The following is a 13,478-nucleotide window of genomic DNA, read 5'->3' as shown; positions in this document are numbered from 1 at the left end:
AGTGGACCTGAAGCTCCTGGACGCCGTCGCGTCGCGTGAAGAGCGGGACGCGGTCGCCGGTTTCGCGGGCGGCGGCCGCGACCAGCTGCTGCCCGCACTGCACGCGGTCAACGACCGGGTCGGCTGGATCAGCCAGGGTGCGCTCAACCTCATCTGCGAGGCACTGCACGTGCCGCCCGCCGAGGCCTACGGCGTGGCCAGCTTCTACTCGCTGTTCGCGCTTGAGGAGCGCCCGGAGCGGGTCGTGCACGTGTGCACCGACCTGGCGTGCCGGCTCAAGGGCGCGGACACGGTGTGCGACGTCCTCACCGAGCACGTCGGCGCCGCGGGGAAGGCGCGCGGCGGGGTCACGTGGCTGCGCAGCCCGTGCCTCGGCGTGTGCGAACGAGCCCCCGCGGCGCTGACGTTCCAGGCCGGTGACCCGGCCACCACCAAGCTGCTCGCCCCGGCGACCGGCGCGTCGGCCGTCCTCGCCGCGCAGCGGGAGCCGTCCGCTTCGGACGGTGCGCCGCCGGTGATCCACCAGAAGGACGGGGTGCGGTTGCTGCGCCGCGTCGGCGTGGTCGATCCGTCCAGTTTGGACGGCTACCGCGCGGCCGGTGGCTACGCCGCGCTGCGCAACGCCCTGCGCATGGGCGAGGCCGCGGTGCTCCGCGAGGTCGCCGACTCCGGCCTGCTCGGCCGCGGCGGCGCGGCGTTCCCGACGGGACGCAAGTGGGCGGCCACGGCCGCGCAGCCGGCCGGTCCGCACTACCTGGTGTGCAACGCCGACGAGAGCGAGCCGGGGACGTTCAAGGACCGCGTGCTGCTCGAAGGCGACCCGTTCGCGCTGGTGGAGTCCATGACGATCGCCGCGTTCGCCATCGGGGCCCGGCAGGGGTACGTCTACCTGCGCGGCGAGTACCCGCGGGCGCTGCGGTTGCTGCGCAACGCCCTGGAGGTCTGCCGCGAACACGGGTTGCTCGGCGTGGACGTCATGGGCCACGAGGGGTTTTCGTTCGACATCGAGATCCGGCGCGGCGCGGGCGCGTACATCTGCGGCGAGGAGACCGCGATCTTCAACTCGATCGAAGGCTTCCGCGGCGAACCCCGCACGAAGCCGCCGTTCCCGGTCGAGAAGGGCTTGTTCGGCAAGCCGACGGTCGTCAACAACGTCGAAACCCTCGTCAACATCCCGCTGATCCTCACCGAAGGCGCGGCCGCGTACCGTTCCCTCGGCACGGAGGGCTCGGCCGGGCCGAAGCTGTTCTGCCTGTCCGGCAACGTCGAACGGCCGGGCGTCTACGAGGTGCCGTTCGGCACGACGCTGCGCTCGCTGCTCGAGCTGGCCGGGGGAGTGCCCGAGGGCCGTACGCTGCGCGCGATCCTGCTGGGCGGCGCGGCCGGCGGGTTCGTCCGGCCGGACGAACTGGACCTGCCGCTCACGTTCGAGGACGCACGGGCGGCGAAGACGACGCTCGGCTCGGGTGTCGTCCTGGTGCTGGACGACCTGGCCGACCTCGGCGGGTTCCTGCTGCGAATCGCGGAGTTCTTCCGCGACGAGTCGTGCGGGCAGTGCGTCCCGTGCCGGATCGGGACCGTGCGGCAGGAAGAGGCGATCCGGCGCGTCCTCGCGGCCGGTTCGGAGGAGCGGCCGCTGCTGCGGGAAGTGGGCGGCGTCATGCGCGACTCGTCGATCTGCGGCCTCGGCCAGACGGCGTGGAACGCCATCGAATCCGCGATCGACCGGTTGGGGGCGCTGAAGTGACCATTGTGGACATCGGAATTCCGAAACGGCTCGTCGAGTTCACTGTGGACGGTGAGGCGGTCCGAGTGCCCGAAGGCTCGACCATCCTCGACGCGTGCACGGCGGCGGGCAAGGAGATCCCGACGCTCTGCTACGGGGACACCCTGGAGCCGGCGAACGCCTGCCGCGTGTGCATGGTGGAGGTCGAGGGCTCGCGGACGCTGGTGCCGTCGTGCTCGCGCAAGGCCGAGCCGGGGATGGTGGTGCACACCGATTCGGAGCGGACCCGCACGAGCCGCAAGGTCGTCCTGGAGCTGCTCGGATCGGCGACGGACCTCTCCACGACCCCGGACGTCGAGCGCTGGATGGCCGAGACCGGCGCGGATCCGGCCCGCTTCGGCCCGGACGCGGCCACCGTGGCGCAACCGGCCATTGTGGACAACGAGCTGTACGTCCGCGACTACGGGAAGTGCATCCTCTGCTACAAGTGCGTCGACGCGTGCGGCGACCAGTGGCAGAACTCGTTCGCCATCAGCGTGGCCGGCCGCGGGTTCGGCGCGCGGATCTCGACGGAGTTCTCGAACCCGTTGCCGGACAGCGCGTGCGTGTACTGCGGCAACTGCGTCGAGGTCTGCCCGACTGGTGCGCTCAGCTTCAAGCGCGAGTACGACAAGCGCGCGGACGGCACGTGGGACGAGTCGCGGCAGACCGAGACGACGACCGTGTGCACGTTCTGCGGGGTCGGCTGCAACCTGACGCTGCACGTCCAGGACAACGAGATCGTCAAGGTGACCTCGCCGCACGACAGCTCGGTAACGCACGGCAACCTCTGCATCAAGGGCCGCTTCGGCTGGCAGCACGTCCAGAACCGGTAGCCGCACCCCGTTCGCCCGAAGGCGCCGTGGCTCGACGAGTCGCGGCGCCTTCGTCGTCCGGGCGTTGACCGCGCCGCAGGTCAGCAGCTATTCTCGATATGCGAAAGAAAAATTCCGGATAGTGAAATTTGAGGTCGCGATGCCAGAAGAGGGGCACTCCCTGCCGTACGTCGCCAACCTGTCGATCCTGTTCAAGGAGGTACCGCTCCTCGAGCGCGCCGCCGCCGCGCGGGCGGCCGGGTTCACCGACGTCGAGTACTGGTGGCCGTTCGACACCGCGGTGCCCGCGCGCGACGAGGTCGACGCGTTCGTCGAGAGCTTGGACGGCGTCCAGTTGCGAGGGCTGAACTTCTACGCCGGCGACATGGCGGCGGGGGAGCGCGGCCTGGTGTCGTGGATCGGCCGGGAGACCGAGTTCGCCGACAGCCTCGTCGTCGCGCTCGGGATCGCCGAACGCACCGGCTGCCGCAGCTTCAACGCGCTCTACGGCAACCGGCTCGACGGCGAGGAACCGGCCAAGCAGGACGATCTGGCGCTGGTCAACCTCGCGAACGCGGCCGAAGCCGCCGCGAAGATCGGCGCGCAGCTGGTCCTCGAACCGCTCTCCGGCGCGGACCGCTACCCGCTCAAGACCGCCGCGGACGCCGTGGCCGTGCTCGACGACCTCGGGCGCGGCAACGTGCGGCTGCTGGCCGACCTGTACCACCTGGCAGTCAACGGCGACGACCTGGACGCCTTGGCGACGCGGCACATCTCCCGGATCGGGCACGTGCAGATCGCCGACGCGCCCGGCCGCCACCAGCCCGGCACGGGCGACCTGGACCTCGACGGGCACCTCGCGAGGCTGCAGGAAGCGGGCTACGACGGGTTCGTCGGGATCGAGTACGTCCCGGAACCCGACACGCTCACGTCGCTCGGCTGGCTGCCGATCACCCGAAGGGGACGAGCATGAAACTGGGATTCATCGGACTGGGCGTGATGGGCGCCCCGATGGCCGCGCACCTGGTCGCGGCCGGGCACGACGTGGCGGGCTACGACGTCACCCCGGCCGCGGGGGAGAAGCTGCGCGCCGCCGGCGGGCGGGCCGCGACCGGGGTCGCCGACGCGGTGGCCGGCGCGGACGTCGTCATCACCATGCTGCCGAACCACCCGCAGGTCGAGGAGGTCGTGCTGGCCGCGGGCGGCGTTCTCGACAACGCCGAGCCCGATGCGCTGCTGATCGACATGAGCACCATCCGGCCGGAGACGTCGATCGCGATCGCCGAAGCCGCGCGGGACAGGAAGATCCGCGTTCTGGACGCACCCGTGTCGGGTGGGCAGGCCGGCGCCGAGCAGGCGTCGCTGTCCATCATGGTCGGTGGCTCCGAAGAGGACTTCGAGGCCGCGAAGCCGGTGCTCGAAGCACTCGGCAAGACGATCGTGCACGTCGGCCCGCACGGCGCCGGCCAGGTCGTGAAGGCCGCCAACCAGCTCGTCGTGGGCGGGATCTACGGCCTGGTCGCCGAGGCGATCGTGCTGCTCGAAGCGTCCGGTGTGGACGCCGCGACGGGCCTCGACGTGCTCGCCGGGGGATTGGCGGGCAGCCGGATCCTCGAACTCAAGCGGCAGTCCATGGTGGACCGCCGGTTCGCTCCCGGCTTCCGGATCGACCTGCACCACAAGGACATGGGGATCGCGCTGGCCGCCGCGCGGCAGGCCGACGTCGCGCTCCCGCTGACCGGGCTGGTCGCCCAGCTCGTCGCCGCGGGCCGTGCCATGGGGTACGGCTCCCTGGACCACTCGGCCTTGCTGAAGGTCGTCGAACAGTTGTCGGGCCGCGTCCCGGCGGAGGTGTGACATGCCCAGAATCCCCGCGATGCAGGCGGTCGTCGACGTCCTGGAGAGCGAAGGCGTCGACACCGTCTTCGGCTGCCCGGGCGCCGCGATCCTCCCCCTGTACAACGCCCTGCAAGGCCGCGCGATCCAGCACCTGATCGTCCGGCACGAAGAGGGCGCGACGCACATGGCCGACGGCTGGGCCAGGACGAACGGCAACGTCGGCGTCGCCATCGGCACGTCCGGACCGGCCGGGACCAACATGATCACCGGGCTCTACACCGCGCACGCGGACTCGATCCCGATGATCTGCATCACCGGCCAGGCGGCGACGACCAAGCTGCACCAGGAAGCCTTCCAGGCGGTCGACATCGTCGAGATCGCCAAGCCGGTGACGAAGTGGGCGGTGCAGGTCAAGGAGGCCGCGCAGCTGCCGTGGATCTTCCGCGAGGCGTTCCGGATCGCCCGGTCAGGCCGCCCGGGTCCGGTGCTCATCGACCTGCCGATCGACGTCCAGAAGCAGGACATCGAGTGGGACTCCTCGATCGACTCGCCGCTGCCGGTGACGGCGGTCAAGCCCGCGTCCGCGCGGGTCGAGCGAGCCCTCGACATGCTCCTCGAAGCCGAACGTCCGATCATCCTGGCCGGCGGTGGCGTCGTCCTCGGCGAGGCGAGCGAGCAGCTTCGGGCCGCGGCCGAGCGCCTGGACGTCCCGGTGCAGGTGACGCTCATGGGCAAGGGGAGCTTCCCCGAGGACCACGAGCTGTTCGCCGGGATGGCCGGCATCCAGACGTCCCAGCGCTGGGCGAACGCGGCTTTCCTGGAGTCGGACCTGGTGCTGGCACTGGGGGCGCGGTTCGGCGACCGGCACACCGGCGAGCTTTCGGTGTACCGCGGTGACCGCAAGTTCATCCACGTCGACATCGAGCCGACGCAGCTGGGCAAGGTGTTCGGGCCGGACCTCGGGATCGTCTCGGACACGCGGGAGTTCCTCGACGCGCTGCTGACCGCACTCGACCGGCGATCACCGGCACCGCGCCGGGAGTGGGTCGGCCGCATCGCGGAGCTGAAGGAAGCGCTTCCCCGCCGGGAGGACTTCGACACGCTGCCGATCAAGGCGCCGCGGGTCTTCAAGGAGATCAACGAAACCTTCGGCGAGGACACGTACTTCGTCACGGCGATCGGGCTCTACCAGATCTGGTCGGGCCAGTTCCAGAAGGCGCACAAGCCACGCCACTACCAGGTGTGCGGCCAGGCCGGCCCGCTCGGCTGGGAGATCCCCGCCGCGATCGGCGTCAAGAAGGCCAAGCCCGAGGCCGAGGTCGTCGGTGTCGTCGGCGACTACTCGTTCCAATTCCTCGTCGAAGAGCTGGCGGTCGCCGCCCAGTACGACGTCGGGTTCGTGCTGATCATGCTCAACAACGAGTACCTCGGCCTGATCCGCCAGGCCGAGACCGGCTACGACATGAACTTCGAGGTCGACATCCACTACGACTCGAACGGCACGGACAACGTCAAGATCATGGAGGCCTACGGCTGCTCGGGCACCCGCGTGCTCGAACCCGGGGAGATCCGGACGTCCCTGGAATGGGCGCGCAAGGAGGCCGAGCGCACCAGCCGGCCGGTCCTGGTGGAGATCATGATCGAACGCGAGGGCAACGCCGCCATGGGCGCCGCGCTCGACGCCGTCAAGGAGTTCGAGCCCGCGTAACACCCGCGTGACCACGGCCGCCGCACGAGACCCTGACCTCGTGCGGCGGCCTTTCCGCGTCCGCGATCAAGGCGTTGTCGGAAAGTACAAACCGGGGCCGTAAATTCACCCGTCTTTCAGGGGTTTTGCCGTGGTCGCGGCCACACCCCAGCGTGTGTACTCCTTTGCGAAGCAGCCCCGAAAGGACGTCCACAGTGGAATTCCTCCGACCCGCCTCGCTGGCCGACGCGCTCGCCGCGCGTGCCGCGAACCCCGGTGCGGTCCCGATCGCCGGCGGCACGGACGTGATGGTCGAGCTCAACTTCGACCACCGCCGTCCCGGCGCCCTGCTCGACCTCGGCCGCGTCGCCGAACTGCACGAGCACGGCACCGACAGCGGCCGGATCCGGATCGGCGCGGCCGTGCCCTACACCCGGATCATCGCCGAACTGGGCACCCGGCTGCCCGGCCTCGCGATGGCCGCGCGGACCGTCGGGTCCCCGCAGATCCGCAACCGCGGTTCCGTGGGCGGCAATCTGGGCGCGGCTTCGCCTGCGGGCGACTCGCACCCGGCGCTCCTGGCCGCCGACGCCGAGGTCGAGATCGCCTCGCTGCGCGGCACCCGGATCGTCGCGGCGAAGGATTTCTATGTGGGCGTCAAGCGCAACGTCCTGGCCGAGGACGAGCTGATCACCGCGGTGCTGCTGAAGCCGGCCACCGGCCCGCAGCAGTTCAGCAAGATCGGCACCCGCAACGCCATGGTCATCGCGGTCGCCGCGTTCGGCCTGGCACTGCACCCGGAGGAACGGCGCGTCGGCACCGGTGTCGGCTCGGCCGCGCCCACCCCGCGCCGGGCCTTCGACGCCGAGGAGTTCCTGGCCGGCGAGCTGGACTGGGACGCCCCGAAGGCCTTGAACGACTCGGTCAAGCGCCGCTTCGGCGACCTGGTGGCGGCGGCCGCGTCGCCGATCGACGACGTCCGCGGCAGCGCGGCCTACCGGCGCCACGCACTGGGCGTCATGGCGCGCCGGACGCTGACCTGGGCCTGGACCGACTACTGCGGAGGGAGCGCGAAGTGCGCGTGAACGTCACCGTCAACGGCGAGCACCGCCGCGCGGACAACGTCTGGGAAGGCGAAAGCCTGCTGTACGTGCTGCGCGAGCGGCTCGGCCTCCCGGGTTCGAAGAACGCCTGTGAACAGGGCGAATGCGGTTCCTGCACGGTCTACCTCGACGGCGTCCCGGCGTGCGCGTGCTTGGTCGCGGCCGGGCAGGCCGAGGGCCGCGAGGTCGTCACGGTCGAAGGGCTGGCCGAGGGCGACGACCTCGACCCGGTGCAGGAGTCGTTCGTCGAGCGCGGCGCCGTCCAATGCGGGTTCTGCACGCCGGGCCTGCTGGTCGCGGCGCACGACCTGATCGAGCGCGTCCCCGACCCCAGCGACGTCGAGATCCGCGAGGCCCTCGCCGGCAACCTCTGCCGCTGCACCGGGTACGAGAAGATCCTCGACGCCGTCCGCGACGCCGCCGCGAAGAAGGCGGTCCGATGAGCGCGCCGGCCCGCTCCCCGCAGGAGCTGCACGACACGATCGCGGGCGGCATCGGCGAGAGCCCGCTGCGCCCGGACGGCACGCTCAAGGTCCGCGGCGAGTTCGCCTACTCCTCCGACCTGTGGCACGAGGACATGCTGTGGGGCGCCACGCTGCGCAGCCCGCACCCGCACGCCCGGATCGTCCGCCTCGACGTCTCCCGCGCGCTGGCCCAGCCGGGCGTGCACGCGGTGCTCACCCACGAGGACGTCCCCGGCGAGAACGTCTACGGCCTCAAGTACCAGGACACCCCGGCACTGGCCGCGGACCTGGTCCGCTACCAGGGCGAGCCGATCGCGATCCTCGCCGCCGACCACCCGGAGATCGCGCGGCAGGCGCTCAAGGAGATCGTCGTCGAGTACGACGTCCTCGAGCCGATCACCGACCCCGAGCGGGCCGCGCACGACGACACCCTGCCCAAGCTGCACCCGGACGGGAACCTGGTCCGCCACCAGCGGATCGTCAAGGGCGACCCGGCCGCGACCGCCGACGTCGTCGTGTCCGGCGTCTACGAGATCGGCATGCAGGACCAGGCGTTCCTCGGCCCGGAGTCCGGGCTCGCGGTCCCGGCCGAGGACGGCGGCGTCGACCTCTACCTGGCGACGCAATGGCTGCACGTCGACCAGCGCCAGACGGCGAAGGCCCTCGGCCTGCCCCTGGAGAAGGTGCGGCTGACGCTGTCCGGCGTCGGCGGCGCGTTCGGCGGCCGCGAGGACCTGTCCATGCAGATCCACTCGTGCATGCTCGCGCTGCGGACCGGGCGCCCGGTGAAGATGAGCTACAACCGCCTGGAGTCGTTCTTCGGGCACGTCCACCGCCACCCGGCGAAGATGTACTACGAGCACGGCGCCACGCGCGACGGGAAGCTCGTCTACGTCCGGGCGAAGATGTACTTCGACGGCGGCGCGTACGCGTCGAAGACCCCGGTCGTGGTCGGCAACGGCACCACGCTCAGCGTCGGCCCGTACGACGTCCCGAACGCGCACATCGAGGGCTGGGGCGTCTACACGAACAACCCGACCTGCGGCGCGATGCGCGGGCTCGGCGCGGTCCAGCCGACGTACGCCTACGAGTCCCAGATGGACAAGCTCGCGTCCGCTTTGGACATGGACCCGGCGGAACTGCGGATCCGCAACGCACTCGGCGAAGGGTCCACTGTGGTCACCGGCCAGGTGGTCGACTTCCCGGCGCCGGTGGCCGAGCTGGTCCAGCGCGTCCGCGACCTCCCGCTGCCGCCCGAGCCCACCGGCGAACGCGACATCCGCGAGCTGCCCGGCGGCGCGTCCAACACCACCCACGGCGAAGGCGTCGTCCGCGGCGTCGGCTACGGCGTCACGATCAAAAACATCTCCTACGCCGAGGGCCTCGACGACTACTCGACGGCCCGCGTGCGTCTCGAGGTGCTCGGCAGCGAGGCGGTGGCGATGGTGCACACCGCGGCGGCCGAGGTCGGTCAGGGCCTGGTGACGCTGCAGCAGCAGATCGCCCGCACCGAACTGGGCCTGACCCGGGTGAGCGTGCACCCGGCCGACACGAGCGTCGGCGACGCCGGCTCCAGCTCGGCGTCGCGCCAGACCTACGTCACCGGCGGTGCGGTCCGCAACGCCTGCCGCGCGGTCGCCGAAGCGGTCTACGCCCGGCTCGGGGTGCCCGCCGAGGGCATGTCCCTGGTGGGCGGGAAGGTCGTCGCGGCCGACGGTGAAGTCGTCGCCGACCTGGCCGAGCTGCTCGGCGACACCGCGATCGAAGAGACCCGCGAGTTCCACCACCGCCCGACCTACCCGCTCGACCCGGAGACCGGCCAGGGCGACGCCCACGTGCAGTACGGCTTTTCGGCCCACCGCGCGGTGGTCGACGTCGACCTGGACCTCGGCCTGGTGAAGGTCGTCCAGCTCGACTGCGCCCAGGACGTCGGCAAGGCGATGAACCCCGACGCCGTCGTCGCCCAGATCCAGGGCGGCTCCGCACAGGGCCTCGGCCTCGCCGTGATGGAGGAAATCCTGGTCAAGGACGGCAAGGTGCGGAACCCGTCGTTCACCGACTACCTCATCCCGACCATCCTCGACATGCCGCCGATGCGCGTCGACGTCCTCGAGCGGCCCGACCCGCACGCGCCCTACGGCGTCCGCGGCGTCGGCGAACCACCCACGATCTCCGCCACGCCGGCGATCGCCAACGCCATCCGCGCGGCCACCGGCCTCGAGCTGCCGCGCGTCCCGATCCGCCCCGAGCACATCACAGGAGTTTGAAATGACCACGTCGCTTTCGGTCGAGCAGGAATGGCTCGACGAAGCCATCCGCATCGCGGCGACGAACGTCGCGAACGGCGGCGGCCCCTTCGGCGCGCTGATCGTCAAGGACGGCGAGGTCGTCGCGACCGGAGTCAACCGCGTCACCGCGAACCTCGACCCGACCGCGCACGCCGAGGTCGTCGCGATCCGCGCGGCCTGCCAGGCGCTCGGCACGTTCAAGCTCGACGGCTGCGTGCTCGTCTCCAGCTGCGAGCCGTGCCCGATGTGCCTGTCCTCGGCGCTGTGGGCGCGGGTCGACAAGGTCCTCTTCGCCGCCGACCGCGACGACGCGGCCAAGGCCGGCTTCGACGACCGCGCCTTCTACGAACTCTTCGACCGTCCCCGCGAAACGTGGACGGTGCCCGTGACCCGACTGTCCACGAAGGACGGTTTCGCCCCCTTCGCGGCTTGGCTCGACAAGGCCGACCGCACCGACTACTGACCCACAAGGCCAGCTGACCGGAGCAAACCGAATCGAACGTCCCGCTCGCCCAGGCACGGTGTGGTGCCTTGGCCTGGCCGAGCACACCCACCGGCAAGGGCAGGACGCATGACCCAGACCGAAGTCCCCACTCCCGTGGTCGACGAAGTACCCCCGCAACGCCGCTCGCTGCTCGACAAGCTGTTCGAGCTGCGCGCCAGGCAGAGCACGATCGGCCGCGAAGTCCGCGGCGGCGTCACGACGTTCGTCGCGATGGCGTACATCGTGCTGCTCAACCCGCTCATCCTCGGCGCTTCCGCCGACATCACCGGCGCCCGGCTGTCGGCCGCGCAGGTGACCACCGCGACCGCGCTGGCCGCCGCGGTGATGACCGTCCTCATGGGACTCGTCGGCAACGCGCCGCTCGCGCTGGCCGCCGGCCTCGGCATCAACGGCATCGTCGCCTTCCAGATGGCCCCGTCGATGACGTGGGCGCAGGCGTTCGGGCTGGTCGTGCTCGAAGGCGTGTGCATCGTGCTGATGGCCGTCAGCGGTGTCCGCGAGCGGATCATGAACGCGATCCCGCGACCGCTGAAGATGGCGATCACCGTCGGGATCGGGCTCTACATCGCCCTGGTCGGGCTGGTCAGCGCCGGGTTCGTGACCCGGATGCCGGACGCGGCGCAGACGACGGTCCCGGTGCGCCTCGGGGCGAGCGGGCACCTGCACGGCTGGCCGATCGTCGTGTTCTGCTTCGGCCTGCTGCTGATGATCGTGCTGATGGCCCGCAAGGTCCCGGGCGCGGTGCTGATCAGCATCGGGGTGGCCACGTTGTTCGCCGTCGTGCTGCACGAAGGGTTCGGCGTCGGCGGCTGGGGCCTCACCACTCCGGCCTTGCCCGACCACGTGGTCGCGGCGCCGGACTTCGGGCTGTTCGGCCACATCGACCTGTTCGGCGGCTTCGCCTCGGCGGGCGCGCTCGCGGCAACGGTGTTCCTGTTCACGCTGGTGCTGTCCGGCTTCTTCGACGCGATGGGCACGATCACCAGCGTCTCGGACGAAGCCGGCCTGTCGAAGAACGGCAAGGTCCCCCGGATGGGCCGGATCCTCCTGGTCGACGGCGCGGGCGCGATCGCGGGCGGCGTCACGGGTTCGTCGCCGAACACGGTGTTCCTGGAGTCCGCGGCCGGCGTCGGCGAAGGCGCCCGGACGGGCCTGGCGAGCGTCGTCACCGGCCTGCTCTTCGCCGGAACGCTGCTGTTCACGCCCCTCGCCGGGGTGGTCCCGGCCCAGGCGGCGGCGCCCGCGCTGGTGGTCATCGGCGGCATGATGGTGGCGCAGTGCCGAAACATCCCGTGGAACGACCCCGACTACACGATCCCGGTGTTCCTGACGGCGGCCCTGATCCCGTTCACGTACTCGATCACCAACGGCGTCGGCGCGGGCTTGATCGCGTTCGTGCTGATCAAGATCGGCCGCGGCAAGTGGCGCGAGGCAGGCTGGCTGCTGTCCCTGCTGGCACTGGTGTTCGCGGTGTACTTCGCCGTCGACGGCGTAGAAGCCCTCTTCCGCTAAGGAGAATGACGTGGCCCTGATGTTCTTCAACGGCGGCGCCATGCGCGGCGAACCGCTCCACCACCTCCTGGACGGCTCGCCCTTCGTGGGCACGACGGAAACGGCCCCGAAGTACCGTTTCTACGCGGTAGGCGACCAGTGCCCGGCGCTGTACCCGGTCTCGCACGGAGGAGCCCCGGTGACGGGCGAGGTCTACGACGTCTCACTGGACGACTTGCGCGACAAGGTACTGCCCTCGGAGCCGCACGAGCTGGAGCTGGGGGTGGTGGAACTGGCGGACGGAAGTTCGGCATTCGCCATGCTGCTGCGCCGGCCGTACACATCGCACGTGGCGTTGCGCGACATCACGGAGGTCGGCGACTGGCGGGCGTACAAGGCAAGCGCGTGAAGGTCCTGGTGGCACCGGACAAGTTCAAGGGATCACTGACGGCGGCCGAGGTGGCATCGGCGGTGGCATCCGGTCTCACCGACGTCCACCCCGGCCTGGAGGTGAAGACCCTACCGGTGGCAGACGGCGGCGACGGCACGGTCGACGCGGCGGTCGCCGCCGGCTACGAGCGGGTCCGAGTCCCAGCACGAGGCCCGACGGGGGAGCGGGTGACGGCGTCGTACGCGGCCCGCGGCGACACGGCGGTGGTGGAGCTGGCCGAGGCATCCGGGCTGCACCGCCTCCCGGGAGCCCCGGCCCCGCTGACGGCAACGAGCGCAGGCACCGGCGACGTCATCGCGGCGGCCGTGCGAGCGGGGTGCCGCCGCATAGTGCTCGGAGTAGGCGGCAGCGCGTGCACGGACGGCGGAGCGGGCATGCTGTCCGCACTGGGAGCCCGCCTCCTGGACGCCGCCGGACGCGAGCTTCCGTTGGGCGGAGCGGCCCTTCTTAGGCTGGCGTCACTGGACGTGTCGGGGTTGTCCGAAGTGGACATCGAGCTGGCGAGCGACGTGGACAACCCGCTCTATGGACCCCACGGAGCGGCGGCGGTCTACGGCCCGCAGAAGGGAGCATCGCCGGAGGAAGTCGAGACGCTGGACGCGGCGTTGCGGAACTGGGCGTCGATCGCCGGCTCGGATTTCGCATCCCGTCCCGGCGCGGGCGCGGCCGGGGGAGTGGGTTTCGCGGCAATGGCAGTGCTGGGTGCCCGGATGCGACCGGGCATCGAGCTACTGCTGGACCTACTGGGCTTCGACGGGGCCTTGGCCGGAGCATCGCTGGTCGTGACGGGCGAGGGATCCCTGGACGAGCAGACGTTGTCCGGCAAGGCCCCGGCCGGGGTGGCGCGAGCGGCGGCGGCCAAGGGAATACCGTGCGTAGCGGTATCCGGCCGCTGCCAGCTGTCCGCGGCAAAGCTGCGCGACGCGGGAATCTCGGCGGCGTACGCCCTGACGGACCTGGAACCAGACCCGTCACGCTGCATGGCGGAGGCGGCACCGTTGCTGCGCCGCCTCGCCCACCGCCTGGCGATCGATCAGCTGAACGCCTGATACCAGCAATTGGTTACCATC

General features: G+C 70.9%; 12 protein-coding genes. All 12 read left to right on the top strand.

Annotated elements, in window-relative coordinates; genetic code table 11:
- Position 1: 1 nt before the first annotated feature.
- The 12 genes from ACIQWX_RS22440 (at position 2) to ACIQWX_RS22385 (ending at position 13,457) form a co-directional block, all read left to right on the top strand.
- Positions 2-1,747, top strand: a complete 1,746-nt coding sequence (locus tag ACIQWX_RS22440; protein ID WP_400874109.1) for an NAD(P)H-dependent oxidoreductase subunit E — start codon at positions 2-4, stop codon at positions 1,745-1,747.
- Positions 1,744-2,601, top strand: a complete 858-nt coding sequence (locus tag ACIQWX_RS22435; protein ID WP_400874106.1) for a 2Fe-2S iron-sulfur cluster-binding protein — start codon at positions 1,744-1,746, stop codon at positions 2,599-2,601. The genes ACIQWX_RS22440 and ACIQWX_RS22435 overlap by 4 nt, the downstream gene beginning before the upstream one ends.
- 139 nt (positions 2,602-2,740) lie before the next feature.
- Positions 2,741-3,553 carry a hydroxypyruvate isomerase family protein gene (locus ACIQWX_RS22430; protein ID WP_400874103.1) on the top strand — a complete coding sequence of 271 codons (813 nt, stop codon included), beginning with the start codon at positions 2,741-2,743 and terminating at the stop codon, positions 3,551-3,553.
- Entirely contained in the window at positions 3,550-4,437 is an 888-nt protein-coding gene (locus ACIQWX_RS22425; RefSeq protein ID WP_400874101.1) for a 2-hydroxy-3-oxopropionate reductase, read from the top strand. Before ACIQWX_RS22430 ends, ACIQWX_RS22425 begins: the two co-directional genes overlap by 4 nt.
- Before the next feature lies 1 nt (position 4,438).
- On the top strand, positions 4,439-6,127 hold the full coding sequence (gene gcl / locus ACIQWX_RS22420) for a glyoxylate carboligase (protein ID WP_400874098.1): 1,689 nt from the start codon (positions 4,439-4,441) through the stop codon (positions 6,125-6,127).
- Between the two features lie 194 nt (positions 6,128-6,321).
- The gene (locus ACIQWX_RS22415) at positions 6,322-7,191 is read left to right on the top strand and encodes an FAD binding domain-containing protein (RefSeq protein ID WP_400874095.1); all 870 of its coding nucleotides are present in this window, start codon (positions 6,322-6,324) and stop codon (positions 7,189-7,191) included.
- Positions 7,182-7,652: a (2Fe-2S)-binding protein gene (locus tag ACIQWX_RS22410; protein WP_400874092.1), complete on the top strand. Its 471-nt coding sequence runs from the start codon at positions 7,182-7,184 to the stop codon at positions 7,650-7,652. Before ACIQWX_RS22415 ends, ACIQWX_RS22410 begins: the two co-directional genes overlap by 10 nt.
- Positions 7,649-9,940 carry a xanthine dehydrogenase subunit D gene (gene pucD, locus ACIQWX_RS22405; RefSeq protein WP_400874089.1) on the top strand — a complete coding sequence of 764 codons (2,292 nt, stop codon included), beginning with the start codon at positions 7,649-7,651 and terminating at the stop codon, positions 9,938-9,940. Before ACIQWX_RS22410 ends, pucD begins: the two co-directional genes overlap by 4 nt.
- Position 9,941: 1 nt before the next feature.
- Complete coding sequence (locus ACIQWX_RS22400; protein ID WP_400874086.1) at positions 9,942-10,424, top strand: nucleoside deaminase; 483 nt, start codon at positions 9,942-9,944, stop codon at positions 10,422-10,424.
- 108 nt (positions 10,425-10,532) lie between these two features.
- The gene (locus ACIQWX_RS22395; protein ID WP_400874084.1) at positions 10,533-11,978 is read left to right on the top strand and encodes an NCS2 family permease; all 1,446 of its coding nucleotides are present in this window, start codon (positions 10,533-10,535) and stop codon (positions 11,976-11,978) included.
- Positions 11,979-11,988: 10 nt separating this feature from the next.
- Complete coding sequence (locus ACIQWX_RS22390) at positions 11,989-12,366, top strand: gamma-glutamylcyclotransferase (protein ID WP_400874081.1); 378 nt, start codon at positions 11,989-11,991, stop codon at positions 12,364-12,366.
- On the top strand, positions 12,363-13,457 hold the full coding sequence (locus ACIQWX_RS22385; protein ID WP_400874078.1) for a glycerate kinase: 1,095 nt from the start codon (positions 12,363-12,365) through the stop codon (positions 13,455-13,457). The genes ACIQWX_RS22390 and ACIQWX_RS22385 overlap by 4 nt, the downstream gene beginning before the upstream one ends.
- Positions 13,458-13,478: the final 21 nt, after the last annotated feature.

The sequence above is a fragment of the Amycolatopsis sp. NPDC098790 genome, assembly GCF_044759945.1.
Taxonomy (GTDB): Bacteria; Actinomycetota; Actinomycetes; order Mycobacteriales; family Pseudonocardiaceae; genus Amycolatopsis.
The sequence above is the reverse complement of the archived record's forward strand: the minus strand, read 5'-3'. Positions and strand labels throughout refer to the sequence as shown.